The organism is Glycomyces sambucus, assembly GCF_900102815.1.
GTDB classification, from domain to species: Bacteria; Actinomycetota; Actinomycetes; order Mycobacteriales; family Micromonosporaceae; genus Glycomyces; species Glycomyces sambucus.
Window position 1 is genome coordinate 917,143 of the sequence record NZ_FNGF01000001.1, and the last position, 25,914, is coordinate 943,056.

A 25,914-nucleotide genomic window follows, 5' to 3' on the forward strand; every position below is an offset into this window, starting at 1 on the left:
TGCCGGCGGCCGGATTCCCATCCGGGCACCGGCGTACGACACCTCCCGCGGTCGAGCGCCCCGCCTGTCCAACCCAGGCGGCGTGCAGTCGCCCTGCGTCGGCTCACCACACCCTCGATGGCGAAAGGCCCGCGTCCCCCCGTCAGGGGCGCGGGCCTTTCTCGAATCCGCCTCAGGCGGCTTCGAGCTCCTTGGTGGCGTCGTCGTCCTCCGAAGCGGCGGCGGCCGCCGCTTCGGGGGCGGTGACCTCCTGCGCGAGCCGCTCCCACAGCATCCCGCCGGAGTGGGCGATGGCGCCGATGATCGAGGGCACGAACGGCAGCACCCAGTCGGCGAGGAACCCGGTGTGCGGCATGTTGAGCACGAGCATGGCCGAACCGGCGCACAGCAGGCCCTGGAGCGTGCCGCGCCAGGCCGCGCGGGTGCCGTCGATGACGGCCTCGCGCCGCTCGGTCGCCGGGTCGTGGAACTCCGAGAGCCCCGCGGCGTCGCGGCGGCCCAGGTAGGCCCCGACCACGGCCAGGACCGCGGTGCCCGCGATCACCGCGGCGAGCAGGCTGTTCTTGGTGACGACGTAGATCAGCGCGAACAGGAGCCCGCCGCCGAGGAGCGTCAGGACGCCCCGGATCCAGTCGACCTTCTCGCCGGGGTACCAGTAGTACTTCGTGACACCCTCGGAAATCTGGCGTTCGATCTTGCCCATGTCGGTTGGCTCCCCATGTGTTCGCGGGCCCTGTGGCAGGCGCAGGCACGACAATTATGCGTGGCGCAGGACACGGTGCAGGCGGAATCCCACGAGTCACCATTATGCAATTTTGCACCGGGTGCGTACGGTGTCCGGTTCACCCCTGGCGTGAACTGCCGCTCTGTACAAGCGTACGGAAGCGCCCGTTCGTCCGGAGTCGGCGATCCGACACTCAGTGGACCTTGACGACCGGCCCGGCGAGCCCCCGGAGCTCCTCGGGGAGTTCGGCGCCCATCTCCTCGGCGAGGCGCACGGCCTCCTCGATGAGGGTCTCCACGATCTGCGACTCCGGCACGGTCCGGATGACCTCGCCCTTGACGAAGATCTGGCCCTTGCCGTTGCCGCTGGCCACGCCCAGGTCGGCCTCGCGGGCCTCGCCGGGGCCGTTGACGACGCAGCCCATGACGGCCACGCGCAGCGGGACCGGCAGGCCCTCCAGCCCGGCCGTGACCTGCTCGGCCAGGGTGTAGACGTCGACCTGCGCGCGCCCGCACGAGGGGCACGAGACGATCTCCAGCCCGCGCTCGCGCAGGCCCAGGGACTCCAGGATCTGGTTGCCGACCTTGACCTCCTCGACCGGCGGGGCCGAGAGCGAGACGCGGATGGTGTCGCCGATGCCCTCCGACAGGAGCGCGCCGAACGCGGCGGCCGACTTGATGGTGCCCTGGAAGGCGGGCCCGGCCTCGGTGACGCCCAGGTGCAGCGGGTACTCGCACTGCTCGGAGAGCAGGCGGTACGCCTTGACCATGACGACCGGGTCGTTGTGCTTGACGGAGATCTTGATGTCGCGGAAGTCGTGCTCCTCGAACAGGGACGCCTCCCACAGCGCCGACTCGACCAGCGCCTCGGGCGTGGCCTTGCCGTACTTCTGGAGCAGGCGCTTGTCGAGCGAGCCGGCGTTGACGCCGATGCGGATCGGGGTCCCGGCGTCCTTCGCGGCCCGGGCGATCTCGCCGACGCGGTCGTCGAACTGCTTGATGTTGCCCGGGTTCACGCGGACCGCCGCGCACCCGGCGTCGATCGCGGCGAACACGTACTTGGGCTGGAAGTGGATGTCGGCGATCACGGGGATCTGCGACTGCTTCGCGATGACCTTGAGCGCGTCCGCGTCGTCCTGGGTCGGGCACGCGACGCGCACGATCTGGCAGCCGGTGGCGGTGAGCTCGGCGATCTGCTGGAGCGTCGCGCCGATGTCCGAGGTCCGGGTCGTGGTCATGGACTGGACGCTGATCGGGGCGCCGCCGCCGACGAGCACGCCGCCGACGTTGAGCTGCCGGGTCTGCTTCCGGGGCGCCAGGGGCTCGATCTCGTGGTCGTGGCGCTTGGTGGGGATACCGAGGTTCACTGCGGTCATGTGGCTAAGTCTCCACCCAGATTCGCGGGTCAGTTGAAGATGGTGATCGGATTGACGATGTCGGCGGTGATCGTCAGCAGCATGAAGCCGCCCAGGACGACGATGACAGCGTAGGTCAGCGGCATCAGCTTCAAGTAGTCAACTCGGCCCGGGTCGGGCCGCCCGCGCTTGGCGGCCACCCAGGACCGGAACCGCTCGTACCAGGCGATGGCGATGTGTCCGCCGTCCATGGGCAGGAGCGGCAGCAGGTTGAACACGCCGATGAAGTAGTTGAGGACCACCAGCAGCATGAAGAACATCGCCCACTGGTCGTACTGGACCATCTCCCCGCCCAGGCGGGAGGCCCCGACGACGCTGACGGGGGTGTCGTCGGCGCGCTCGGCGCCCCAGATCGAGTCCCACAGCGGCGGGATCTTCGAGGGCAGCTGGCCCAGGGCGATGAAGGTCTCCTTGAACATGTCACCGGTGTAGGTGAACGTCTCGCCGATGCCGGAGACCGGGCCGGCGCCCTCGGCGGTGTAGGGGATCGCGGGGTCGACGTACACGAACACGCCCAGGCGGGCGACCTCCTCGACGGTGCCGTCCGCGTTCTCGACCTCGGCGGCGTAGGGAGTGACCTCGACGGTCCGCTCGGTGCCGTCGCGGTCGACGGTGACGGCGACCGGCTCGCCGGGGGTGAGCTCGCCGACGGCGGCCAGGAGGCCGTCCCAGTCGGCGACCGCGGCGCCCGCGATGGCGGTGATCTCGTCGCCGTTCTCGATGCCGGCCGCGGCGGCCGGGCCCTCGACCTGGCCGTCGGCGCAGTCGCCGGCGGTGCCGGTGGCGGGGTCGGAGGTCGCCACGCAGGGGGCGACCTCGACGGCGACGTCCTCCTGACCCGTCTCCGCGGCCTGCGCGTAGGCCGGGTTGACGCCGATGCCGACGAACGCGACGAGGATCCACAGGACGAGGAAGCCGAGCACGAAGTGGGTGACCGAGCCGGCCGCGAGCACGACGGTGCGCTGCCACAGCGGCTTGCGCCAGAAGACCCGCTTCTGGTCCTTCTCGTCGAGCTCTTCCTCCTCCTCTTCGAGGGGGGTCATGCCGACGATCTTGACGAACCCGCCGAGCGGGACGCCCTTGACGCCGTACTCGGTCTCGCCCTTGCGGAAGGACCACAGGGTCGGCCCGAAGCCCACGAAGTAGCGGGTCACCTTCATGCCGAACGCCTTCGCGGTGAGCATGTGCCCGAACTCGTGGAGGCTCACGGAGATGAGGATCGCCAGCGCGAAGAGGGCGATCCCGGTGATGTAGGCCGTCAAGTGTGTCTCCTTCTAACGCTCGGACGCGTCCAAGACTAGCCGTCGGGCGCTCGACCGCGCCCACTTCTCCGCTTCGAGTACGTCTGCGACACTGCCTGGTCGGCCGAACTCCGGGGCGGCCCCGAGCACCGCTTCGACGGTGTCGACGATGCCGGTGAACGCGAGCCTTCCGTCGCGGAACGCGGCGACGGCCTCCTCGTTGGCGGCGTTGTAGACCGCGGGCAGGAGGCCCCCGGCGCGGCCGGCGTCCTTGGCGAGCGCGACGGCCGGGAACGCGGCGGCGTCGAGCGGTTCGAAGTGCCAGTCGGCGGCCTTCGTCCAGTCGACGGGGCTCGCGGCGCCGGGGAGGCGGTCGGGCCAGGCGAGGGCGTGGCCGATGGGCAGGCGCATGTCGGGCGGGGACGCCTGGGCGATGGTGGAGCCGTCGGTGAACTCGACCATGGAGTGGATCACCGACTGCGGGTGGACGACCACGTCGATGTCGTCGTAGTCGAGCCGGAAGAGCTCGTGGGCCTCGATGACCTCGAGGGCCTTGTTCACCATGGTCGCGGAGTTGATGGTGACGACCGGGCCCATGGCCCACGTGGGGTGGGCGAGGGCCTGGTCGACGGTGACCTCGGCGAGCTGGTCGCGGGTGCGGCCGCGGAAGGGGCCGCCGGAGGCGGTGAGGACGAGCTTGGCGACGCGCTCGGGGGTGCCGGACCGCAGGCACTGGGCGAGCGCGGAGTGCTCGGAGTCGACGGGCACGAGCTGGCCGGGGGCGGCGGCCTCGCGCACGAGGGGTCCGCCGGCGACCAGGGACTCCTTGTTGGCGAGGGCCACTTGGCGCCCGGCCTTGAGGGCCGCGAGGGTCGGGGCGAGGCCGATGGAGCCGGTGATGCCGTTGAGGACCGTGTGCGCCTGCCAGGAGGCGATCTCGGTCATGGCGTTCGGTCCGGCGATGAGCTTGGGCATGCGGAAGCCGCCGCGGTCCCACTGGCGTTCCTTGGCGGCGGCGAAGAGGCGGAGCTGGACGGCTTCGAGCGCGGTGGCGTCGGCCACGGCGACGGCCTCGACGCCGAGTTCGACGGCCTGCTCGGCGAGGAGGCCGGGGTTGGCGCCGCCCGCGCCGATCGCGGTCACGCGGAAGCGGTCGGGATTGGCGCGGACGATGTCGATGGCCTGGGTGCCGATGGAGCCGGTGGACCCCAGGAGCACGATCTCGCGCTGTTCTGCTTTCGCGACTGTCACGCGGCCATTATCCGCTAGCGGAAGACGACGGTCGAGTGCCCGTTCAGGAGAATCCTCTGATCGAGGTGGGCGGCGAGGCCGCGGGCGAGGCAGGTCGACTCCAGGTCGCGGCCGGCCGAGACGAAGTCCTCGGGGCTCATCGCGTGGTCGACGCGGGCGACCTCCTGGTCGATGATCGGGCCCTCGTCGAGGTCGGAGGTGACGTAGTGGCAGGTCGCGCCGATGAGCTTGACGCCGCGGGCGTGGGCCTGGTGGTAGGGCTTGGCGCCCTTGAAGCTCGGCAGGAACGAGTGGTGGATGTTGATGATCCGGCCGGGGAGCTTGGCGCAGAACTCGGGCGAGAGGATCTGCATGTAGCGGGCGAGGACGACCACGTCGATGCCCTCGGCCTCGATGAGGTCGAGGACCTGCTGCTCCTGGCTGGCCTTGCCGGCGGCGCCGACGGGCAGGTGGTGGAAGGGCACGCCGGAGGAGGCGGCGAGGTCGGCCCAGTCGGGGTGGTTGGAGGCGACGGCGGCGGCCTCGCCGTGGAGGGCGCCGATGCGGAAGCGGTAGAGCAGGTCGTTCAGGCAGTGGCCCTGCTTGGAGGCCATGATGAGGACGCGGGGCTTGACGGCGCGGTCGTGGAGCTGCCAGTCCATGTCGAACTCGCGGGCGATCTCGGCGAAGCCGACGGCGAGCTCGTCGCGGGCGCGGGCGCTCCCGCCGTCCTCGTGCCCGGTGTCGACCGAGAAGGCGACGCGCATGAAGAAGCGTCCGGAGCCGTGCTCGGAGAACTGCTGGGAGTCCTCGATGTTCGCGTCGCGGCGGGTGAGGAAGCCCGAGACGGCGTACACGATGCCGAGGCGGTCGGGGCACGAGACGGTGAGCACGAACTGGCTGGTCATGGCTCCGATGATACGCGCGAGGGGACGGGCCGCGGCCCGTCCCCTCTTGCGGTGGTTCGCGGTGCGGTGCGCTACGCGGCGCCGATCTCCGCGTTGAGCTGGTCCATGAACGCCTTGGTGGTGTCCTCCACCGTGGTGTCGCCGAAGATCATGGTCTCGAACACGCCGAGCATGATGTCGGCGGCGGTGCCCGAGCCGACCGGCGGCACGGGCGGGCCCTCGGCCAGGTCGGGGGTGAGCGCGGCGATGAAGTCGGCGCCGAGCTTCTGGTCCGGCGGGAGCTGGGGCAGGATGCGCTCGCGCTGGGCGGTGTTGGACGGGAGTCCGCGGTCGCCGAGCATGAGGTCCAGGGACTCGTCGCTGTTGAGCAGGAAGTCCACGAGCTTGCCCGCGGCGGCCTTGTCGGAGACCGTGCGCGAGACCGACCAGTACATGGCCGACTTCAGGTAGAGGCCCGGCTGGGTGCCCTCGGTCTCGCCGGGGACGCGCAGCAGGACGAGGTCGGAGCCGAGCACCGACTGGATGGCGCCGATCTGGTTGGTCCAGTAGAACTCGGTGGCGCCGGTGCCGGTGGCGAGCGGGGCCTGGTCCTGGCCGGCGGCGAACGCCTCGACGATCTGGCTCGGCTCGGGGATCGCCCCGGAGTCGCGCAGGTCGAGGACCATCTGCCACCACGCGTTCATGGTGGCCTCGGTGAAGCCGAGCTGGCCGTCCTCGGTGTAGAGGCTCTCGCCCTTCTGGCGTGCGAACACGTTGAACAGGGACTCGTTGCTGAAGGAGATGGCGGAGTTGCCGACCGCGTCGCCCGCCGCCGAGATGTCGGTGGTGAACTGCATGAAGTCCGCCCACGTCCACGACTTGTCGTCGGGCAGGGACAGGCCCGCCGCCTCGACGATCGCGGGGTTGACCAGCAGGCACAGGGAGTTGACGCCCGTGGGGATGCCGTAGGTCTTGCCGTCGAACTGGCCGGTCTTGATGGTGCCCTCTTCGATGTTCGACAGGTCGAGGTCGAGTTCTTCGAGGGGCAGGAGGGCGTTCTTGTCCGCGTAGTCGCGGAGGTAGCGCTCGTCCTGCTGGAGGACGTCGGGGGCGTTGTTGCCGGAGACGGAGACGTTGAGGGCGTCCCAGTAGGCGTCGAACTCGTTGGGGCTGGGCTTGATCGTGATGCCCTCGTTCTTGGCGAGGAAGGCGTCGATGATCTTCTGGGTGTACTCGTGGCGCGGGTCGGAGCCCCACCACCAGAAGTCCAGCTCGCCGTCGCCTTCGTCGGCGCCGCCGCCGTCTTCGCCGCAGGCCGCGAGGAGGGGCGAGGCCGCGGCGCCGAGGATCCCGGCTTTGGCGAGCGTTCTCCGCGAGACGCCCGAGGGGTTGGCTTTGCGCATGCTTTCGTCCTTTCAGGACTAAGTGAGGGTCTTTATGCCGGATGTTACTTGATGCCGGTCGTGGCGATCCCCCGGACGAGGTACCGCTGGCCGGCGAGGAAGAACCCGAAGATCGGGCCCAGGGCGACGATCGACATCGCGAACAGCGCCCCCCAGTTGGTGGTCCCGGTGGAGTCCATGAACAGCCGCAGTGCGAGGGGCACCGTCTGGAGGTCCACGTCCCGCAGGTAGATCAGCTGGGAGTAGAAGTCGTTCCACGTCCAGATGAACGTGAAGATGGCGGTCGTCGCGAGCGCGGGCATGCACAGCGGCATGATGATCCGCAGGTAGGTGCCCCAGTAGCCGCAGCCGTCGATGGAGGCGGCCTCGTCGAGTTCGCGCGGCAGGCCGCGGATGAACTGGACCATGAGGAACACGAAGAAGGCGTCCGTGGCCAGGAGCTTGGGGACGATGAGGGGCCAGAAGGTGTCGACCCAGCCGAGGTTGTTGAACAGGATGTACTGCGGGATGATGACCACGTGGATCGGCAGCATGATGGTGCCGAGCATCACTGCGAACAGCATGCCGCGCAAGGGGAACCGCAGCCGCGCGAAGGCGTAGGCGGCCATCGAGCAGGACACGAGGTTCCCCACGATCGAGCCGGCCACAATGAGCATCGAGTTCCAGATGTACTTCTCGAACGGGTGGGGCAGCGCGTTCCAGCCCTCGCTGTAGTTGCTCCACTCCCAGGTGTTCGGCAGCAGGCCGGGGTCGGCGAAGATCTCGTCGAGGGGCTTGAAGCTGGCCGAGAGCATCCACAGCAGCGGGTAGATCATGACCATCGCCGAGACGGTCAGGAGCAGGTGGAAGACGAAGCGCTTCAGGCCGGTCGCGGCGCCGCGCTCGGCGCGGCGGCGGGTCGGGGCCGGGGCCGGTGCGCCGGTCTCAGTCATTGTCGCCATAGAACACCCAGAATTTCGACATGAGGAAGTTGAGCGCGGTGAAGATCGCGATGATGGCCAGCAGGAGCCAGGCGATGGCCGAGGCGTAGCCCATGTCGAACTGGGTGAAGCCCTGGTCGTAGAGGTACAGCGTCAGGAACATGGTCGAGTCGGCCGGGCCGCCCTTGCCGCTGGAGATGATGAACGCCTGGGTGAACGACTGGAACGAGTTGATGATCTGGAGCACCAGGTTGAAGAAGATGATGGGGGTCAGGAGCGGGATCGTCACGCTCCAGAACCGGCGCATCGGCCCGGCGCCGTCCACCTTGGCGGCCTCGTAGTACATGGTGGGGATCTGCCGCAGGCCCGCGAGGAAGATGATCATCGGGGAGCCGAACGTCCACACGTGCAGGACGATCAGGGTGCCCAGGGCGTAGTCGGGGTGGGAGACCCAGCCCTCGCCCTGGATGCCGAAGAGCGCCAGGAGCTGGTTGACCAGGCCCTCGGTGCCGAAGATCTGGCGCCACATGATGGCGATGGCCACCGAGCCGCCGAGCAGCGAGGGCAGGTAGAAGACCGAGCGGTAGAACGCCATCCCGCGCAGGCCCCGGTCGAGGACGATCGCGAGCAGGAGCGCGGCGGCGAGCTGGAGGGGCACCGAGACGAAGGTGTAGACCGCGGTGACCTTGACGGCGTTGGCGAGCCGGGGGTCGTCGAACATCCGGGCGTAGTTCTCGCCGCCGACCCACTCGCCGTAGCCGAGGCTGTAGTCGGTGAACGAGAGGTAGAACGAGGCGACCATGGGCCCGATGGTGATGGCGAGCAGGCCGATGATCCACGGCGACATGAAGCTCAGGGCGGCCCAGCGCTCGCGGTTCCGGATCGTCCCGCGGCCCTGGCGCGGGGCCGGGGCGGGGCGCTGCGCGGGTGCGTGGGCGGCGCGCTCGGGCGGTGGGCCCGCGCTGCGCCGCATCGGGCGCACCACAGCGACATCGTTGTCGGTCATAGGGTATTGGGACCTTTCGGAGGGGGTTGGCTCCTAGATCACATCAATCTATGCAACCGCTTGCCTAAAGTCAATGGCTCAACTTAAATTCTTGGATATTGTTCGGCGGGGCCCGCAACGATCGTCCCAAAACGGGAACCAGACGCGCTGCGCCACTCCCGCAACGCGGACGGGCCCGTCCGGAGCGGTTCCGGACGGGCCCTGGTTCCCCAGTGGTCAGACGTTGACGGGCGTGCGGTCCTCCGCCGGCGCGGCGGCGTCGTCGGACTCCTTGATCCCGTACTTGGCGTAGAGCCTCCCGAGCGGGCCGGGGACCCACCAGTTGGCGCGGCCCAGGAGGCGCATCGTCGCGGGGACGAGGAGCATCCGGACCACGGTGGCGTCCAGCAGGATCGCCACGGCCATGCCGAGGCCGATCATCTTCATGAACGTGATGCCGCCGAAGGCGAAGGCTCCGACCACGACGATGAGGATGGCCGCCGCGGCGGTGATGATCGAGCCGGTGGCCTGCATGCCGCGCATGACCGCGGTGCGGTTGTCGGCCCCCAGGTCCCACTCCTCGCGGACCCGCGAGAGCAGGAAGACCTCGTAGTCGGTGGAGAGCGCGAACAGCAGCACCACCATGAGCAGCAGGTTCGACGGCATCAGGTAGCCCGAGGGCGTGAAGTCCAGGACGCCGGAGAGGTGGCCCTCCTGGAAGATCCACACCACGACGCCGATGGCGGCGGCCAGCGACACCAGGTTCATGAGCACCGCCTTGATCGGCAGCACGATCGAGCCGAACGCCAGGAACAGGACGATCACGGTCACGGCCACGATGTAGCCGACCATGAGCGGCAGGCCGTCCTCGATGGCGCCGAACATGTCGACGAGGTCGGAGGCGCCCCCGGTGACGTACAGGTCGCCGTCGATCGCGCGGGCCTCCTCGATGAGGTCGCGGGCGTCCGCGCTGAAGGGGTCGCCCGCGAAGGCGACCTGGAGCAGCGTGGCGTCCGCGGTCTGGCCGACCGGGGTGACGCCGGTGACGTGGTCGAGGCCGTCGAGCTCGTCGGCGACCGCGGCGGCGGCCTCGGCGTCGCCCATGACCATGACGTCGAAGGTCTCGGCGTCGCCGCCGGGGAAGTCGGCGGCGATGGTCTCGGTGACGACGCGCGACTCGGCGTCGGAGGGCATGTCGCGCTCGTCGGTGCCGCCGAGCTGGATGTCGATGGCGGGGCTGGCGAGCAGCGCCATGAACGCGAGGACCGGCAGCAGGACCAGCACCGGGCGGCGCATGACGCCGGCGGCGAGGCCGTGCCAGAACCCGTGCTCGGGGTCGGCGGGGGCCCGCTCGCGGCGGCGGCCGAAGATCCGGCCCTTGTCGACGCGGTCGCCGAGGAGGTAGAGGATCGCGGGCAGGACCACCAGGGCCGCGAGCATGGCGACGGCGACCGCGGACATGACGCCGAACGCGATGCCGTGCAGGAACGGCACGTCGACGAACAGCAGGCCGACCATCGAGAGCACGATGATGAGGCCCGAGACCATGACGGTGCGCCCGGCGGTGGCGACGGTGGTGAGGACCGCGGCGCGCTTGCCGCGGCCGTTCGCCATCTCCTCCCGGAACCGGCGCAGCACGAACAGGGCGTAGTCGATGGACATGCCCAGGCCGATGATGGTGATGACGTTGGCGGCGAACACCGAGACGTCGGTGAACTCGGTGATGACGCGGGTGATGGTGAAGCCGCCGAGGATCGACAGGCCGCCCACGAGCAGCGGCAGCGACGCGGCGACGAGCGCGCCGAACACGATGACCATGATGACCAGCAGGAGCGGCATCGAGATGAGCTCGGCGATCTCGAGGTCGTGCTGGACCTGGGTGTTGATGTCGTGGAAGATCGCGGCGGGGCCGCCGAGGGAGACGTCGAGGCCGTCGGTGTCCCCGGCCTCGCGCAGGTCGTCCTGGATCGACTCGTAGACGCCCGCGAGGGCCTCGTCCGAGACGCCCCCGTCGAGGGCGACGGCCGCGAAGGTGGCGCCGCGGTCCTCGGAGACGAAGTTCTCGGCGCCGGTGTCGTAGTAGGTGGTGACGGTGCCGACCTCGTCGATGCCGGCGATGTCGGCCGCCGCGCCGGTCACGGCGTCCTGGAACTCGGGGTCGTCCACGGTGAGGGTGTCGGACTCGTACAGGACGATCACGTCGGCGCCGGTGTTGCCGAACTCGTCCTCGATGGCGGCGGCGTCGGTGACCGAGGGGGCCTCACCGGAGACGAATCCGCCGTCGGTGAACTCGTCGAAGACGCCGAGGCCCCAGGTCGCGCCGATGGCGAAGATCGCGAGGACGCCGGCCAGGATGAACCAGCGGGTCTTGATGACCGCACGGCCTAGCAGGGAATACATGGCTTTCTCCTATGGGTGTTCAGCGGAGAGGGAGGCTGCGACCGCTGGTGCCGGAGGTCCGGGCGGCGGTACGATGTAAGCGTCGATCATTTAGCTAACACCGTTGACTCTAATGAACGCCCCTCATAGAGTCAACGCCGTTAACTAAGTTGTAAGAGAAGGAGAGCAGTGACTTCCAACACCGCGGGTGGCCCGACCCGTCGCGAGCGGATGCGCGCCGAGACCATCGCCGAGATCAAGGCGAGCGCCCGGCGCCAGCTCCAGGAGGGCGGTCCGAGCGGGATCTCCCTCCGGGCGATCGCACGGGAGGTGGGCGTCACGCCGGCGGCCCTGTACCGCTACTTCGACAGCCTCGACGCGCTCCTGAACGCGACCTGCGTCGACCTCTACGACGAACTTATCGCCGCCACGGTCGCCGCGATGGACGCCTACCCGAAGGACGCGCACCTCGAACGGATGAAGTCGTGGATCTGGGCCTTCCGGGCCTGGGCCGTGGGGCACCGCCGCGAGTTCGAGCTGATGATCTCCTTCCCCGAGGGCAAGGCCGCCATGCTCATCGACGGCGAGGCGCTGGAGCGCGACCCCGACCCGCTCTCGCGCAAGGCGCTGGAGCACTCGCAGCTGTGCGGGCGGGAGATGGCGGCGTTCTACCGCAAGACCGAGCGCGGCGAGATCGAGGCGGGCGGGCCCGTGGAGCTGCCGGCGATGTCGGAGGCGCTCAAGGCGGAGCTGATGGAGAAGTGCTCGGCGTTCATCGTCGGCGAGGACATGCCGCTGCCCTGGGTCTTCTCGTTCACCTCGGGGTGGGTGCGGGTGTTCGGCCTGGTCGTCATGGAGGCGTTCGGGAGCCTGCCGGTGCGGGACAACGTCGACGAGTTCTACAAGACCCAGATCCTCACCATGATCAAGGACTTCGGGATCGAGGGGTAGCCCGCGGGTGCGGAGCGCGAAGGGCCCGGACGCGGCGCGTCCGGGCCCTTCGGTCTCGGTCTACTCGGCGGAGGGCGCCTCGTCGGCCGGGCAGGACCTGATGTCGTGCCCGACGGAGGTCATGCACTTGCCGGACTTGAGGTTCCACTTCCAGCCGTGCATCTGGCAGGTGAGGACGCCCTCCTCGATCTTGCCGAACACCGACAGGTCGGCCTTGAGGTGCGGGCAGCGGCGCTGGACCTGCCAGCCGTTCATGACGATGTCCTCGTCGTCGGGGCGCTGCTCGGCGTACCAGCCCTCGGCGTACTGGAGCCGCTCTTCGGAGAGGCACTTGAAGAACGCGTACACGTACTCGTTGTACTGGCCGATGCGCGCGGCGGTGAAGCGGCACGACAGGAACAGCGAGTTGACCCAGTCGACCTCGCGGATGTGCAGCAGGTGCTCGATGAGGCGCCGCTCGGTGCGGAAGCGGTAGCGGACCTTGCCCCCGTCGTCGGGGTGGATCTTGCGCTCCAGGAAGTCGAACACGATCGACTCGACGACCTCGTCGGAGTCGGGCGCGGTGAGGTCGAAGCGGACCGGGCCGCCGATGCCGGTGGCGATGTGCTCGGCCGAGGCCATGAGCGGCTCGATGCGCTCGCGCAGCGTCTCCAGGACGTCGATCTCGGGGTGGGACCAGGACGCCTTCTCCGCGGCGATGCGCGGCTGCATGCGCTCCTTGAACTCGTCGAGGTGCTGCTTCTTGTTCCTGAACCACTCGCGGATGTCGTCCACGGGGTGCTCGACCGAGGCGGAGCCGTCGGCGAGGACCTCGGCCACCGAGCCCGGCAGCAGGATGATGTTCTTCTCGCGCCCCTGCTGCTCCAGCCACTCCACGTACGACATCTGGTCGGGGAAGATGTTCCCCTCGTCGCCGAACACGTCGTTGAACTGGTAGAGCGCGTCGTCGAGGAAGCACGGGGGGCCGGCGATGGGGAAGACCCAGTCGCCGGCGACGTCGTCGATGTAGCGCAGCGAGCGGTCGAAGCCGCGCTCGCGCTTCTGCTTCCCGAAGGCGCGCTTGGCGTTGTCGGGCAGCTCGTAGACCATCGGGAACCAGATGGCGCCGGAGAACTGGAGCAGGTGCGCGTGGATCCTCCCGTGCTGGAGGAAGACGCTCATGTCGGTGGGGCGGGCGTCGTTCTGGTTGAGCATGCGCGTGCCGTCGGCGTCCTCGACCCACAGGGAGGAGTCGCCGATGGGCCCGTCGGTGGGGCTGGTCAGGGCCTGGATCATGACCTTGACGCCGCCGGGGAGTTCGACGACCTCCTCGGAGACGGTCTTGATGAACTTGTGGAAGCCCAGGGCGCGCAGCTCGGACTCGAGTTCGGAGGTGGGGTACTCGGGCAGCAGGACGGTGGTGTCCTTGCTGATGTGCTTCGTGAGGTTCTCCTCGTCGAAGTGGTCCCGGTGCAGGTGCGAGACGTACAGGTAGTCGGCCTGGCCGAGGGTGTCCCAGTCGAGCTGCGAGTTGTCCGGGAACGGGAACCACGAGGCGAAGTAGGCGGGGTTCACCCAGGGGTCGCACAGGATCGAACCCGCGGCGGTCTCGATGAACATACTGGCGTGGCCGGTACCGGTGATTCGCACGGTGACCCTTCCGGACATGGGGGACGACGACGCTCCCAGACTACAAGTCACAGCTCCGGCGGGGGCCGGGCGCCGACGCTTGTGGCGTGGGAGACTGTGGGCGATCAAACGAACGGTTGGAGGAACCAGCATGGCTGCCGAAGAGCAGATTCTCTCGCCCGATCAGCGCAAGCCCACCAGCCGCAAGGCCCTCTACTCCGCGCTGACCGTCGGCATCGTCATCAACCTGGCGTACCTGTTCGGCAACCACCAGGGCTGGGTGGAGGACGTGTTCCTCCTGCTCACCGCCGGAATCCTGCTGGCGGTCATCGTCACCGACGCCTGGCTGGTCAAGGCCGGCCTGCGCTAGAGCGAAGCCACGGACGAGGGGCGGGACCGCATCGCGGTCCCGCCCCTCTCCTTGCGTCTCAGTGCATCTGAACTCAGTGCATTCGAGATCAGCGCATCTCAACTCAGTGCATCATGCCGCGGCGGGCGAACATCTCGCGGACCTCGCGGAGCGCGGAGTCCACTTCGGCCTCGAAGTAGCCGCCCTGCACGAGCGAGAACTGGCTGGTGTCGAGCTCGCGGTCCGACAGCGGGACCGGGTTGCGCCCGGTCATCGCCGCCGAGACGGCGTCGAACATCTGGTCCACCTGGCCGGGGTCGTAGCCGGAGCCGAAGCGCCGCGGCTGGAAGGCGCGGCGGAGCTGCTCCAGGCGCTGCACGTCGTCGGGCGTGAAGGGGGAGTCCGACGCCCGCATCTCCGTGGTCATCTCCTCCCGGCCGTGGCGGCCGGGGGCCTCGAACGCGCCGCGTCCCTCGTAGGGGTTGCGGCGGCCGAAGTCGGGCGGGGTGGCCGCGCCGCGCGGGCCGCCCGCGGGGCCGCCGAAGCCGCCGGTCGGGTCCTGCCCGGGGGGCGGACCGGAAGGCGCGCCGAAGCCGCCCGTGGGCTCGTGCGGCGGACCGCCGAAACCGCCGGTCGGCTCGTGCTGCGGTCCGCCGAAGCCGCCGGTGGGCTCGTGCGGGCCGCGGTCGAAGCCGCCCTGCATGGGCGGGCTCGGGACGCCGCGGCGCCCGTATCCGGTGTCCTCGGGCCCGGGGCCGCCGAAGCCGCCCTGGGGGCCTCCCGGCGCGCCGTACTCGCGCCCGCGCGGGGCCCCGTAGGGCTCGGACTGGGGCGGCTCGGGGCGGCCCATCGGCCCCTGGCCCATGCCGGGGACGAGGTTCTGCGGGATCGCCTGGGTCGGCACCGCGGGCGGCATCGGCTCGGGCTCGGACTGGCCGTAGCGGTCGGCGCGCGGGATGGCGCCGGTCTGGTGCGGCTGCTGGCCCATGGGGCCGCCCTGCATCGGCGACTGGTGCGGTGCCGCGCGGCGCCCGCCGGTGTCGCCGAACTCGTCGTCGTAGGCCGCGCCGAACCCGGGCGGCGGCGGCTCGGGGGCGCCGCGGCGCGGGCCCTGGCCGTAGACGCCCGGCTGGTCGCCGGGGCCGAAGCCCCCGCGGCGCGGGTCGGACTGGAGCGGGAGCTGCTCGGTGGCGCCGTGCGGGACGGGACCGGCCTGGGGCCCGTCGTGCATGGGCCCTCCGGCGCGCGGTCCGGCCTGCGCGGGCGGTGCGAAGTCGCCGCGCTCGGGGCCGCGAGCGCCGCCGCCGTACTCGCTGCCGCCGTAGACGCCCGGCTCGGGGGCGCCGCCGCGCGGCCCGTACCCGTTGGCGCCGTTGGGGTTGCGCTGCGGCGGGAACTCGTCCCGGCCGAAGTCGTCGCGGGCGAAGTCGTCGCGCTGCCCGAACTGGTCCTGCGGGGGGCCGAAGTCGTCGCGCGGGCCCGGACCGAAGTCGTCGCGGCCGCCGCGCCCGAAGTCCTGCTGGCCGCCGCGGGGGGAGCCGAAGTCCTGGCCGCCACCGCCGCCGCGCTTGGCGAACGGGTCGTCGTAGTCGTCGCCGGGCGGGCCGGCGAGGAAGCCGAAGCCCTCGCCGTCGTCGCCGCGGAGGTCGCCGAAGCCCTCGTCGTCCTGCGGGGCGGCCGCCCGGGGGGCGGGTCCGCGGCCGCGGCCGACCGGCTCGGGGGCCGGGGGCGGGGGCGCCATCTCGCGGGCCGCCATCATCTCGTGCGCGGGGATGACCTGGGTCGCCTGGGCCTCGGGGGCCCGGCGCGAACCGGGGCCCTGCTGCATCGGGGGCTCGTCGAAGCCGCGGCCCTGGGCGGCGGTCTCGGGCTTGCCGTAGTCGGGAGCGGGGGCGGTGCCGAGGACGCCGCGCTCCTCCAGTTCGGCGAGCTGCCGCGCGACCCGGTCGAGGTAGACGTCCACCTGCCACTCGTCGTACCCGCCGAAGCGGACCCTGAAGACGACATCGTCGACCTCGTCCGCCGAGACGGGACTGCCCACCGGCTCACCGGAGAGCGTCGCCTCGACGCGGTCGAGGAACGCGTCGACCTCATCGACCTTGTAGCCCCGGCTCAACGCCCGGCGCCGGAACCGGTCACCATGACTCGCCACTACCAAGCCACCCTTTCCGCCTACTCCGCGGCGCCGGAGGCGCCGAGCGGCTTCGCACCGGCGCGGCCGGGCGTACCGGCCTCCCGGACCGAAGCGGCCAGCTGCCCGCAAGCGCCGTCGATCTCTTGGCCGCGCGTATCGCGCACCGTCGTGGACACGCCCGCTTCGCGGAGGCGCCGCACGAACTCCGCCTCAACCGGCTTGGGACTCGCGTCCCACCGGCTCCCCGGCGTGGGGTTCAAGGGAATCAGGTTGACGTGGACCAGCTTGCCCTTCAAGAGCTTCCCCAGCAGGTCGGCCCGCCACGGCTGGTCGTTCACGTCCCTGATCATCGCGTACTCGATCGAGACACGACGTTTCGTCACCCGAGCGTACTCCCAGGCCGCGTCGAGGACCTCGGCGACCTTCCAGCGGGTGTTGATGGGGACGAGCTCGTCGCGCAGCTCGTCGTCGGGCGCGTGGAGGGACACGGCCAGACGCACCGGCAGGCCCTCCTCCGCGAGCTTCTTGATGGTGGGCACCAGGCCGACCGTGGAGACGGTGACGCTCCGGGCGGAGATCCCGATCCCGTCGGGCACCGGCGCGGTGATGAGGTGCAGGGCGGACTTGAGGCGGGCCCAGTTCGCGAGGGGCTCGCCCATGCCCATGAAGACGATGTTGGACAGACGTCCGAGGCCGCGCTCCTCGGCGAGGCGGGCGGCGTTGACCACCTGGTCGACGATCTCGGCGGTGGTGAGGTTCCGGTCGAGGCCGCCCTGGCCGGTGGCGCAGAACGGGCAGGCCATGCCGCACCCGGCCTGCGACGACACGCAGGCGGTCACCCGGTCGGGGTAGGCCATGATGACGGATTCGACCAGCGCGCCGTCGTACAGGCGCCAGACGGCCTTGACGGTGCGCCCGTCGTCGCACGAGTCGACGCGGATCGGCTGGAGGAGCCGCGGGAGCAGCGCCTCGCCGATGGCCTCGCGGGCGGCGGCGGGGAGGTCGGTCATCTGGGAGGCGTCGCCGACGTGGCGGCCGAAGTACTGCTGGCGCAGCTGCTTGGCGCGGAAGGCGGGCTGCCCGATCTCGGAGAGGACGGACTGGCACCCGGCCAGGTCGAGGTCGGCGAGGTGCCGTGGCGCGGCCTTGCGGGGGCGCGGCTCGGTCAACGTGAGTGCTACAGACATGTCACGACCTAGTCTCGCATGACAGGCCCGCGGCCCGCCAACCCCGGATCGTCGAATTCACCCCGGGCCCTCCTTCATCGGATACACCAATCAGGACACATCACCCGAGCAGGTAACGGAACCACACATAGGCCACCGGGGCCACCATGAGGATCGAGTCGAGCCGGTCCATGACCCCGCCGTGGCCGGGGATGAGATTGCTCATGTCCTTGATGCCGAGGTCCCGCTTCAGCAGCGAGACGGACAGGTCCCCCAAGGTAGCCGCCAGGGCCACGCACACGCCGAACGCCACGCCCAGCGGGAAGGACACGCCGAAGAACGCCCAGAGGGTGATCGAGCCGCCGAGGGCGGCCGCGACGACGGAGCCGGCCAGGCCCTCCCAGGACTTCTTGGGGCTGATGCGGGGCGTCATCTGGTGGCGCCCGAACAGCACGCCGGCGGCGTACCCGCCGGTGTCGGACATGACCACGGCGAACAGGTAGATGAGGACCTGCGCGGCGGCGCCGTCGACGAGGCGGGCGTCGCCGGCGTCCGACGTGGCCAGGAGCATGACGAACCCGGCCAGGAACGGGACCTGGATGAGCACGAGCGCCGCGGCGGCGATGTCGGTGCGGTAGCCGGTGGCGCCGTCGGAGAGCCGCCACACGTACAGTGCGGCGACGCTGACGGCGGTGCCGAGGAGGAGGCCGGTGGCCCCGCCGAACCAGGCGAGGACCACGATGAGCACCCCGGCGGCCGCGAGCGGGATCACCGGGACGTTCTTGCCGCCCTTGCGCATCGCGTTGCCGGTCTCCCAGCAGGCGACGGCGACCGCGACCACGGCGAGGCCGAGGAAGATGAGCGGCTGGAACACGATCGAGGCGATGACGACCGCGGAGATGCCGAGGCCGACGCCGATCGCGACGGGCAGGTTGCGGCCGGCCTTGGGCCGGGGCCGGCCCTCCGCCTCGGCGGTGTCGGGCCCGCGCCCGGGCCCGTCGGGGGACGGGTGGGGGCGACGGCCGGGCGCACCGTCGGGAATCGCGCTCATCAGATCTCGAGCAGCTCGGACTCTTTGGCGCCGACGAGCTCGTCCACCTGGCCGGTGAAGCGGCCGGTGAGGTCGTCGAGCTCCTTCTCGCCGGAGCGGCCCTCGTCCTCGGAGACCTCGCCGTCCTTGACGAACTTGCCGATCTCGTCCTTGGCCTTGCGGCGGACGTTGCGGATGGCGATCTTGGCGTCCTCGCCCTTGGTGCGGACGATCTTGATCATCTCGCGGCGCCGCTCCTCGGTCATCGGGGGCAGGTTCAGCCGCAGCTGGGTGCCCTCGTTGGAGGGGTTGACGCCGAGGTTCGAGTTGCGGATCGCGTCCTCGATGTCCTTCATCTGGGAGGTGTCGAAGGGCTTGACGATCACCATGCGGGGCTCGGGGATCGCGATGGAGGCCACCTGGGGGATGGGGGTGGGCGCGCCGTAGTAGTCGACGGTGATCCGGTTGAACATGGCGGAGGAGGCGCGGCCGGTGCGGACCGCGGCGAACTCCTCCTTGGCGTGCTCGATGGCCCGCTCCATCTTCTCCTCTGCTTCGAGGAGGGTGTCGTCAATCACGGCTCTCTCACATTCTCTCGCGGCCTGACAGCACTTCTGACCGTACCGTCCCGCCGTGGGTCCTCGGTGGCGCGGACGTCCCCGTCGTCGGGGTCCGCCCCGCGGGGGTCAGTCCTCGGCGGCGTGGATGAGGGTCCCGATCTGCTCGCCGATGACGGCGCGGCGCAGGTTCCCCTCGTCGTCGGCGCCGAAGACGCGCATGGGCAGGGCGTTGTCCTTGCAGAGGCTGAAGGCCGCCTGGTCGACGACCATGAGCTCGCGCTTGAGGGCCTCGTCGAAGGTGATGTCGTCGAGGCGCTGCGCGTCGGGGTCGGTCTTGGGGTCGGCGGTGTAGACGGCGTCGACGCCGTTCTTGGAGACGAGCACCTCCTGCGCGCCGATCTCGAGGGCGCGCTGGGCGGCGACGGTGTCGGTGGAGAAGTACGGCATGCCGGCGCCGGCGCCGAAGATGACGACGCGCCCCTTCTCCAGGTGGCGGATGGCGCGCAGCGGCAGGTACGCCTCGGCGACCTGCGCCATGGCGATGGCGGTCTGGACGCGCGTGTCGACGCCCTCCTTCTCCAGGAAGTCCTGGAGGGCGAGGCAGTTCATGACGGTGCCGAGCATGCCCATGTAGTCGGCGCGGGCGCGCTCCATGCCGCGGCGCTGGAGTTCGGCGCCGCGGAAGAAGTTGCCGCCGCCGACGACCACGGCCACCTGGACGCCCTCGGCGACCCCGGCGGCGATCTGCCGGGCCACGCCCTGGACGACGTCGGGGTCGACGCCGACGGAACCGCCCCCGAAGGACTCGCCGGACAGTTTCAGCACGACCCGGCGGAACGTGGCTTGACTCATGGCACTCCCTGTTGTGACTTCCCCTCGGCGGCGGGGCCCGGTTCACGGTCGCCCGCCCGCTCCGGGCGTTCCCGCTCCAGACATGGAACGGGGCGGCGGCCTGCGCCGCCGCCCCTTCCCGTGCTCACGGCTGGAGCCAGTGTAGTCCGCGTCCGCGGACCGCTCGCTACTCCTGGCCGACTTCGAAGCGGATGAAGCCGGTGACCTCGGTGCCGGACTCGGCCAGCACCTGACGGACGGTCTTCTTGTTGTCGAGGACCGAGGTCTGGTCGAGGAGGACGAAGTCGCGGTAGTAGGCCCCGACCTTGCCTTCGACGATCTTGTCCCAGGCGCGCTCGGGCTTGCCCTCTTCCTTGGCGGTCTCCAGGGCGACGCGCTTCTCGGTCTCCACGATCTCCGCGGGGACCTCGTCGCTGCTGAGGTACTTCGGACGCATCGCGGCGGCCTGCATGCCGGCCTGGCGGGCGGCCTCGGCGTCACCGGTGTACGAGACGAGGATGCCCACGGCGGGCGGGAGGTCGGCGGCCTTGCGGTGCATGTACACCGAGACCTCGCCCTCCAGCGAGCCGACGCGGCCCAGGGCGAGCTTCTCGCCCAGCTTCACCGACTCCTCGGCGACGACCTCGGCGACCGTCTTGCCGTTGAGCTCGGCCTGCTCGAAGGCCGGGCCGTCGACGGGGCGGACCTCGTCGGCGCGCTCCACCAGGGTCTGCGCGAGCTCGATGAACGCGCCGTTCTTGGCGACGAAGTCGGTCTCGCACAGCAGCTCGAGAATGGTGTTGCCGGACTGGGCGACCAGGCCCTGGGCGGTGGTGCGCTCGGCGCGCTTGCCCACGTCCTTGGCGCCCTTGATGCGCAGCGCCTCGAGGGCGGTGTCGTAGTCGCCGTCAGCCGCTTCGAGGGCCTTCTTGACGTCCATCATCCCGGAGCCCGTGGCTTCCCGGAGCTTCTTGACGTCAGCCATCGTGAAGTTGGCCATTGCTCCCCTTCTAACTTCTCGTGAGGTCCGATTACTCGGCGGAGGTCTGCTCGGTCGCCTCGGCCTCGGCGGCCGGAGCGGCCTCGGCGGGCTTGTCCTCGACGAGGAGCTCCTTCTCCCACTCGGCGAGCGGCTCGCCCTCGGCCTTCTCGCCCTGGCCGCCGGAGCGGGCCAGGAGGCCCTCGGCGGCGCCGTCGGCGATGACCTTGGTCAGCAGGGCGACGGAGCGGATCGCGTCGTCGTTGCCGGGGATCGGGAAGTCGACCTCGTCGGGGTCGCAGTTGGTGTCGAGGATCGCGACGACGGGGATGCCGAGCTTGCGGGCCTCGTCGACGGCGATGTGCTCCTTCTTGGTGTCCACGATCCAGATCGCGGCCGGGGTCTTCTCCATGTCGCGGAGGCCGCCGAGCGTGCGCTCGAGCTTGTCCTTCTCGCGCATGAGCTGGAGCATTTCCTTCTTGGTGCGGTTGGCCGCACCGTTGGCCTCGATGATCTCGAGTTCCTTGAGGCGCATGAGGCGCTTCTGGATGGTCTGGAAGTTCGTGAGCATGCCGCCGAGCCAGCGGTGGTTCACGAAGGGCATCCCGACGCGCTGCGCCTGCTCGGCGACGGCCTCCTGGGCCTGCTTCTTGGTGCCGACGAAGAGGACCTCGCCGCCTTCGGCGACGACGTTCTTGACGAAGTCGTGGGCCTTGGCCGCGTAGTCGACCGTCTGGCGCAGGTCGATGACGTAGATGCCGTTGCGGTCGGTGAGGATGAACCGCTTCATCTTCGGGTTCCAGCGACGGGTCTGGTGACCGAAGTGCACGCCGCTCTCGAGGAGCTGGCGCATGGTGACAACCGACACGGTTGTAGTTCCTTTCGTTCCCTGGTTCATTCGCGGGAGGCGCCCGAAGTCCGGGCGTCCCGCGCCTGGCACCCGCCTCCGGCGATCCGCAACCGGGAAGGACCCGGACCTGGGAGATCGCGAGGGCCGGACCACACCACCGCAGGGGCTCGGATACCGAGCCGGCGATGGAGGTCGGGCCGCGACGAGTGCGCGAAGTCGGTTCGGCGCACAGTGGTGCCGTACCGCTTTGATCAGTGTACTTGGACCCGCGCGACCTCCGCGAAGGCGGTGGACCGCAGTGACCGAGGCGATGCGCCGCCCCGCGCCGCAATCGCGCGCCGGCGCGGAAACCTTGCACCGCATTACCGCAGGTAGAAAAGCCGTGCACAAGGTTATCCACAGGCCGAAAAGAATTTTCTGGGCGATACCGGCCCCCTGGTCCAACCTTGAGTCATGCATCAGCTACGCAAGGCGACGACGCTCGGCCTCATCATCACCGTGATCCTCACCGCCACCGCACTCGCCCGCCCGCTCCCCGCCTTCGCGCAGGACCGGGGCCACGCGGCCGCCGGACCGTGGCGGCCCCCGACCGGCGGGCTCGACCTGCGCACCGCCTTCGACCCGCCGCCCCTGCCGTGGATGCCCGGCCACCGCGGCGTCGACCTCGGCGCCGCTGACGCCCAGACCGTGACCGCCGTCGGCGCCGGCACGGTCATGTTCGCCGGGGACCTCGCCGGCCGCGGTGTGGTGAGCATCGCCCACGCCAACGGCCTCCGGACCACCTACGAACCGGTCGCACCCACGGTCGCCGCGGGCGAGAAGGTCACGGCGGGCCAACCGGTCGGCACCCTGCAACCGGGCCACGCCTCCTGCCCCGGCGCGGCCTGCCTCCACCTCGGCCTCAAGCGCGGACCGCTCTACCTCGACCCGATGCTGCTCTTCGGCTCCGGGAAGGTCCGGCTCCTCCCCCGGCCCGGCCGCGATGCGGCCGCACCGCTCCGCTCTTCCGCAGTGCTCCGTTCTTCCGCAGTGCTCGGCTCAGCCGCAGCGCTGAACTCAGCCGCACCGCTCCGCTCGGCTGCACCGCTCCGCTCAGGCGGCGCGTCATGAACATCTCGCGAACACTCGAATCGGCCCCGCCCGCACCCGCCGGGACCGACCTCCGCCGGCTCACCCCGCACCAGCTCGGGCGGCTCGGCGAACGCCTGGCCGCGGCGCACCTCCAGCGGCACCGCATGCAGATCCTCGACCGCAATTGGCGCCACCGCACCGGCGAACTCGACCTCGTGGCCCGCAGCGCAGACACCGTCGTCGTCTGCGAGGTCAAGACCCGCCGCTCCGACCGCTTCGGCGGCCCGCTCGGGGCCGTCGACGGCGAGAAGGTCCGCCGCCTCGAACGGCTCGCCCGGACCTGGCTGCGCGGCCACTGCCGCCCCGACCAGCCCTGGCGACTCGACCGGCTCGCCCTCACGGTCACCGGGCCGGACCGCCTCGCACTCGAGCACCGGCAAGGAGCACGCCGTGGGTTACGCACGCACCACCACCGTCTGCATGGTCGGCGCCTCCGCCGTCACGGTCACCGTCGAGGCGTCGGTCTTCAAGTCCTCGTCGAAGGGCGCCGACACGGTCCGCATGTCCGGCCTGCCCGACAACGTCGTCAATCAGGCCCAGACCAGGGTCCGCTCGGCGATGGCGAACTCCGCGCTCCGCTTCCCGGACAAGTCGATCTCCGTGAACTTCGCGCCCGCCTCGGTCCCGACGACCGGCTCGGCGGCGGACCTCGCGCTCGCGGTCACCATCATGTGCGCCGACGACCTGCTCCCCGCCGAACGCCTCGCCGACGCGGTCCTGCTCGCCGAACTCGGGCTCGACGGGAGCCTCCGCGCCGTCCCGGGCACGCTCCCGGCCCTCATGGAGGCCCGCCGCAGCGGCGTCCGCACCGCGATCGTCGCCCCGGAGAACGCCGCCGAGGCGTCGATGGTCGAGGACCTGACGATCCTCGCCCCGCGCGACCTCGCCACCCTCGTCGCCTGGGTGTTCGGCCAGACGCCGCTCGACCCGGTCCCGCGCCGGCCCGCGCCCGAACCGCCGCGGCTCCCCGACCTGTCCGACGTCCGCGGCCAGCCGCTCGCCCGGCGCGCCTTGGAGATCGCCGCCGCCGGAGGCCACCACATGCTCATGATCGGCCCGCCCGGCGCGGGCAAGACCATGCTGGCCGAACGCCTCCCGTCGATCCTGCCGCCGCTCAGCGACGCCGAAGCGGTCGAGGTGACCTCCCTGCACTCGCTGCGCGGCAGGTTCACCGGCGGTGCCGCCGCGCTCCTGCACCACGCGCCGTTCGAGGCCCCGCACCACTCGATCACCGTGCAGGCGCTGGTGGGCGGCGGCACCGGCAGCGTCGGTCCGGGGTCGCTGGCACTCGCGCACCGCGGGGTCCTGTTCATCGACGAGGCCCCGGAGTGGCCCCGGGCGGTCCTCGACTCGCTGCGCCAGCCGCTGGAGAGCGGCGAGGTCCGCATCCGCCGCGCGAACACCTCGATCAGCTACCCCGCCAAGGTGACCCTGGTCCTCGCGGCGAACCCGTGCCCGTGCGCCCCGAACCGGCCCACCGACTGCACCTGTCCCCCGCTCAAGCGCCGCGGCTACCTGACCCGGATCTCGCGGCCGCTCATGGACCGCATCGACCTGCGGGTCCACCTGCCGCCGGTGCCGCCCTCGGCGATCCTCACCGACCTGACCGAGGGCGAGCCGTCCGGTTCGGTCGCCAAGCGGGTCCTGCGGGCGCGGGAGGCGGCCGCCTCGCGATGGGCCGAGTCCGGCGAACCGTGGGGCGTCAACAGCGAGGTGCCGGGGCCGGCGCTCCGCTCGGCCCGGTGGCGCCTGCCGCCGCCGGTGCGCAAGCACGTCGACGACCTCCTGGTGAAGGAGCGCATCACGGCCCGGGGCTACGACCGGGTCCTGAAGCTCGCATGGACGATCGCGGACCTCCGCGAGCACGGCAGCCCGACCGCCGACGACGTGGCCGAAGCCGGCGAACTGCGGCTCGGCTACCCGCTCAGATGACCCGACCGGTACCGGACCGCCGGAGCGCGGCCGGAGAGGAGGACCAGTGACCAACCTGCCCGACGACGCGCGCAGCGCGCTGATGCTGCTGTCCGAACTGGTGGAGCCCGGAGACGCCGAACTCGACGACCTCCTGGACGAGACCGGCCCGATCGAGGCGGTGAAGCGCCTCTGGGAGGGGGACGTGCCGGAGCGGTTGCGGCGCATCACCAGCGCCGCGGTCTCGTGCACGCCCGACCCGGCCTACCGGGCCGCCCAGATCCGCGCCGCCACCGCCGCCTGCGGCGCGAGGGTCCTGACACCGGACGACCCCGACTGGCCCGAGCGGCTGCGGGACCTGCTGCTGGTCTGCGACGCCGACGAACCGCACGTGCGCCCGCCCCGCTGCCTGTGGGTGCGGGGTCCGCACGACCTGGCGGAGGTCTGCGAGCGCTCGGTGGCGATCGTCGGCGCCCGCGCGGCCACCGAGTACGGCCAGCACCTGGCCGACGACCTCGCGGCGGAGCTGGCGGACGCAGGCTGGACGATCGTCTCGGGCGGTGCCTTCGGCATCGACCGGGCGGCCCATCTGGGTGCGATGGCCCGCGGGGGCACCACGGTGGCGGTCCTGGCCTCGGGGGTGGACTCGCCGTACCCCAAGGGGAACGTGTCGATGTTCGACCTCATCGCGGAGCGCGGGCTGCTACTGAGCGAGTGGCCGCCGGGGTCGTCGGCGATGAAGCACCGCTTCCTGACCCGCAACCGCGTGATCGCGGCGCTCACCGCGGGCACGGTGGTCATCGAGGCGGCGCTCCGCTCGGGGGCGCGGAACACCGCGAGGCACGCGGCGGAGCTCGGGCGGGTCCTGATGTTCACGCCGGGGCCGGTGACCTCGACGATGTCCACGGGCGTCCACCGGTTGGCAAGGGAGCCTTGGGAGGCGAGGCTCGTCACGCGGGCCGAGGAGGTGATCGAAGACCTCACCGGCATCGGCGGCCCGCTCGCGAGCGAACCGCCGCCGCAGCAGCGCCCCATCGACCGCCTCACCGAGATCGAGGCCCGCCTGGTCGAGTCCCTCCCTCGCGGCTACGTGGTGGAGACGGCCCGCCTCGCGGCGGTGGCGGGCCTCCCCGCCGAAGTGGCGGCCGAGACCCTCGAACGCCTCCAGCGCATGCGCTGGGTCGACCGAGTAGACGACCGCTGGCGCTTGGCGAGAGTCCCGCAGACCTGA

Annotated in this window: 20 protein-coding genes and 3 pseudogenes; 6 read left to right on the forward strand and 17 right to left on the reverse strand. The window is 70.8% G+C overall.

Features of this window, described 5'->3' with window-relative positions; all coding sequences use genetic code 11:
• Nucleotides 1-172 precede the first annotated feature (172 nt).
• The 9 genes from BLS99_RS26020 to BLS99_RS04325 all read right to left on the reverse strand — a co-directional run bounded on the left by BLS99_RS26020 (nucleotide 173) and on the right by BLS99_RS04325 (nucleotide 11,204).
• Nucleotides 173-703 (reverse strand): hypothetical protein, encoded by a 531-nt coding sequence (locus BLS99_RS26020; RefSeq protein WP_091044027.1) that lies wholly within the window; start codon nucleotides 701-703, stop codon nucleotides 173-175.
• Between the two features lie 214 nt (nucleotides 704-917).
• On the reverse strand, nucleotides 918-2,099 hold the full coding sequence (gene ispG / locus BLS99_RS04290) for a flavodoxin-dependent (E)-4-hydroxy-3-methylbut-2-enyl-diphosphate synthase (protein ID WP_091044031.1): 1,182 nt from the start codon (nucleotides 2,097-2,099) through the stop codon (nucleotides 918-920).
• A gap of 29 nt (nucleotides 2,100-2,128) precedes the next feature.
• On the reverse strand, nucleotides 2,129-3,400 hold the full coding sequence (locus BLS99_RS04295; protein ID WP_091044034.1) for a M50 family metallopeptidase: 1,272 nt from the start codon (nucleotides 3,398-3,400) through the stop codon (nucleotides 2,129-2,131).
• Nucleotides 3,401-3,412: 12 nt separating this feature from the next.
• Nucleotides 3,413-4,597 carry a 1-deoxy-D-xylulose-5-phosphate reductoisomerase gene (dxr, locus tag BLS99_RS04300; RefSeq protein WP_342761257.1) on the reverse strand — a complete coding sequence of 395 codons (1,185 nt, stop codon included), beginning with the start codon at nucleotides 4,595-4,597 and terminating at the stop codon, nucleotides 3,413-3,415.
• Nucleotides 4,598-4,644: 47 nt separating this feature from the next.
• Nucleotides 4,645-5,517, reverse strand: a complete 873-nt coding sequence (purU, locus tag BLS99_RS04305) for a formyltetrahydrofolate deformylase (protein ID WP_091044040.1) — start codon at nucleotides 5,515-5,517, stop codon at nucleotides 4,645-4,647.
• 71 nt (nucleotides 5,518-5,588) lie between these two features.
• Nucleotides 5,589-6,899, reverse strand: a complete 1,311-nt coding sequence (locus BLS99_RS04310) for an ABC transporter substrate-binding protein (RefSeq protein ID WP_091044044.1) — start codon at nucleotides 6,897-6,899, stop codon at nucleotides 5,589-5,591.
• A 44-nt stretch (nucleotides 6,900-6,943) separates the two neighbouring features.
• Nucleotides 6,944-7,840: a carbohydrate ABC transporter permease gene (locus tag BLS99_RS04315; RefSeq protein WP_091044047.1), complete on the reverse strand. Its 897-nt coding sequence runs from the start codon at nucleotides 7,838-7,840 to the stop codon at nucleotides 6,944-6,946.
• Nucleotides 7,824-8,792 (reverse strand): ABC transporter permease subunit, encoded by a 969-nt coding sequence (locus BLS99_RS04320; protein WP_091044891.1) that lies wholly within the window; start codon nucleotides 8,790-8,792, stop codon nucleotides 7,824-7,826. Before BLS99_RS04320 ends, BLS99_RS04315 begins: the two co-directional genes overlap by 17 nt.
• 249 nt (nucleotides 8,793-9,041) lie before the next feature.
• A complete protein-coding gene (locus BLS99_RS04325) occupies nucleotides 9,042-11,204 on the reverse strand; it encodes an MMPL family transporter (RefSeq protein WP_091044051.1) in 2,163 nt (720 codons plus the stop codon).
• A gap of 168 nt (nucleotides 11,205-11,372) precedes the next feature.
• Between BLS99_RS04325 and BLS99_RS04330 the strand changes: the two genes are divergently transcribed.
• A complete protein-coding gene (locus BLS99_RS04330; RefSeq protein ID WP_143034680.1) occupies nucleotides 11,373-12,134 on the forward strand; it encodes a TetR/AcrR family transcriptional regulator in 762 nt (253 codons plus the stop codon).
• Between the two features lie 60 nt (nucleotides 12,135-12,194).
• On the opposite strand, the gene BLS99_RS04335 is transcribed toward BLS99_RS04330, so the two are convergent.
• Nucleotides 12,195-13,763 (reverse strand): Rieske 2Fe-2S domain-containing protein, encoded by a 1,569-nt coding sequence (locus BLS99_RS04335; protein ID WP_091044059.1) that lies wholly within the window; start codon nucleotides 13,761-13,763, stop codon nucleotides 12,195-12,197.
• Nucleotides 13,764-13,893: 130 nt separating this feature from the next.
• Between BLS99_RS04335 and BLS99_RS04340 the strand changes: the two genes are divergently transcribed.
• Nucleotides 13,894-14,112 carry a DUF2631 domain-containing protein gene (locus BLS99_RS04340; RefSeq protein ID WP_091044063.1) on the forward strand — a complete coding sequence of 73 codons (219 nt, stop codon included), beginning with the start codon at nucleotides 13,894-13,896 and terminating at the stop codon, nucleotides 14,110-14,112.
• Nucleotides 14,113-15,969: 1,857 nt separating this feature from the next.
• Here BLS99_RS04340 and BLS99_RS27590 read toward each other — a convergent pair.
• The 7 genes and pseudogenes from BLS99_RS27590 to rpsB all read right to left on the reverse strand — a co-directional run.
• Nucleotides 15,970-16,243: pseudogene (locus tag BLS99_RS27590) on the reverse strand (DivIVA domain-containing protein); the annotation flags it as partial.
• Between the two features lie 20 nt (nucleotides 16,244-16,263).
• Nucleotides 16,264-17,412, reverse strand: coding sequence for a dual-specificity RNA methyltransferase RlmN (rlmN, locus tag BLS99_RS04350; RefSeq protein WP_091044067.1), 1,149 nt, complete (start codon nucleotides 17,410-17,412; stop codon nucleotides 16,264-16,266).
• A gap of 100 nt (nucleotides 17,413-17,512) precedes the next feature.
• A complete protein-coding gene (locus BLS99_RS04355; protein WP_091044072.1) occupies nucleotides 17,513-18,442 on the reverse strand; it encodes a phosphatidate cytidylyltransferase in 930 nt (309 codons plus the stop codon).
• The gene (gene frr / locus BLS99_RS04360) at nucleotides 18,442-18,999 is read right to left on the reverse strand and encodes a ribosome recycling factor (protein WP_091044076.1); all 558 of its coding nucleotides are present in this window, start codon (nucleotides 18,997-18,999) and stop codon (nucleotides 18,442-18,444) included. Before frr ends, BLS99_RS04355 begins: the two co-directional genes overlap by 1 nt.
• A gap of 108 nt (nucleotides 19,000-19,107) precedes the next feature.
• The gene (gene pyrH / locus BLS99_RS04365) at nucleotides 19,108-19,833 is read right to left on the reverse strand and encodes a UMP kinase (protein ID WP_091044080.1); all 726 of its coding nucleotides are present in this window, start codon (nucleotides 19,831-19,833) and stop codon (nucleotides 19,108-19,110) included.
• 166 nt (nucleotides 19,834-19,999) lie between these two features.
• Entirely contained in the window at nucleotides 20,000-20,812 is an 813-nt protein-coding gene (tsf, locus tag BLS99_RS04370) for a translation elongation factor Ts (protein ID WP_091044085.1), read from the reverse strand.
• 31 nt (nucleotides 20,813-20,843) lie between these two features.
• Nucleotides 20,844-21,659: a 30S ribosomal protein S2 gene (gene rpsB, locus BLS99_RS04375; RefSeq protein ID WP_091044089.1), complete on the reverse strand. Its 816-nt coding sequence runs from the start codon at nucleotides 21,657-21,659 to the stop codon at nucleotides 20,844-20,846.
• 435 nt (nucleotides 21,660-22,094) lie between these two features.
• Between rpsB and BLS99_RS04380 the strand changes: the two genes are divergently transcribed.
• The 4 genes and pseudogenes from BLS99_RS04380 to dprA all read left to right on the forward strand — a co-directional run bounded on the left by BLS99_RS04380 (nucleotide 22,095) and on the right by dprA (nucleotide 25,914).
• Nucleotides 22,095-22,751: a murein hydrolase activator EnvC family protein gene (locus tag BLS99_RS04380; RefSeq protein WP_091044092.1), complete on the forward strand. Its 657-nt coding sequence runs from the start codon at nucleotides 22,095-22,097 to the stop codon at nucleotides 22,749-22,751.
• Nucleotides 22,748-23,146: pseudogene (locus BLS99_RS27595) on the forward strand (YraN family protein); the annotation flags it as partial. The gene BLS99_RS04380 and the pseudogene BLS99_RS27595, both read left to right, overlap by 4 nt.
• Nucleotides 23,147-23,153: 7 nt before the next feature.
• A pseudogene (locus tag BLS99_RS04385) lies at nucleotides 23,154-24,704 on the forward strand (YifB family Mg chelatase-like AAA ATPase); the annotation flags it as partial.
• Between the two features lie 46 nt (nucleotides 24,705-24,750).
• Nucleotides 24,751-25,914: a DNA-processing protein DprA gene (dprA, locus tag BLS99_RS04390; protein ID WP_091044097.1), complete on the forward strand. Its 1,164-nt coding sequence runs from the start codon at nucleotides 24,751-24,753 to the stop codon at nucleotides 25,912-25,914.

Coding starts and splice junctions, on each gene's coding strand:
- BLS99_RS26020 (WP_091044027.1), bottom strand. CDS start 703: ATGGGCAAGATCGAACGCCAGATTTCCGAGGGTGTCACGAAGTACTAC.
- ispG (WP_091044031.1), bottom strand. CDS start 2,099: ATGACCGCAGTGAACCTCGGTATCCCCACCAAGCGCCACGACCACGAG.
- purU (WP_091044040.1), bottom strand. CDS start 5,517: ATGACCAGCCAGTTCGTGCTCACCGTCTCGTGCCCCGACCGCCTCGGC.
- BLS99_RS04310 (WP_091044044.1), bottom strand. CDS start 6,899: ATGCGCAAAGCCAACCCCTCGGGCGTCTCGCGGAGAACGCTCGCCAAA.
- BLS99_RS04315 (WP_091044047.1), bottom strand. CDS start 7,840: ATGGCGACAATGACTGAGACCGGCGCACCGGCCCCGGCCCCGACCCGC.
- BLS99_RS04320 (WP_091044891.1), bottom strand. CDS start 8,792: ATGCGGCGCAGCGCGGGCCCACCGCCCGAGCGCGCCGCCCACGCACCC.
- BLS99_RS04325 (WP_091044051.1), bottom strand. CDS start 11,204: ATGTATTCCCTGCTAGGCCGTGCGGTCATCAAGACCCGCTGGTTCATC.
- BLS99_RS04340 (WP_091044063.1), top strand. CDS start 13,894: ATGGCTGCCGAAGAGCAGATTCTCTCGCCCGATCAGCGCAAGCCCACC.
- rlmN (WP_091044067.1), bottom strand. CDS start 17,412: ATGTCTGTAGCACTCACGTTGACCGAGCCGCGCCCCCGCAAGGCCGCG.
- BLS99_RS04355 (WP_091044072.1), bottom strand. CDS start 18,442: ATGAGCGCGATTCCCGACGGTGCGCCCGGCCGTCGCCCCCACCCGTCC.
- pyrH (WP_091044080.1), bottom strand. CDS start 19,833: ATGAGTCAAGCCACGTTCCGCCGGGTCGTGCTGAAACTGTCCGGCGAG.
- tsf (WP_091044085.1), bottom strand. CDS start 20,812: ATGGCCAACTTCACGATGGCTGACGTCAAGAAGCTCCGGGAAGCCACG.
- BLS99_RS04380 (WP_091044092.1), top strand. CDS start 22,095: ATGCATCAGCTACGCAAGGCGACGACGCTCGGCCTCATCATCACCGTG.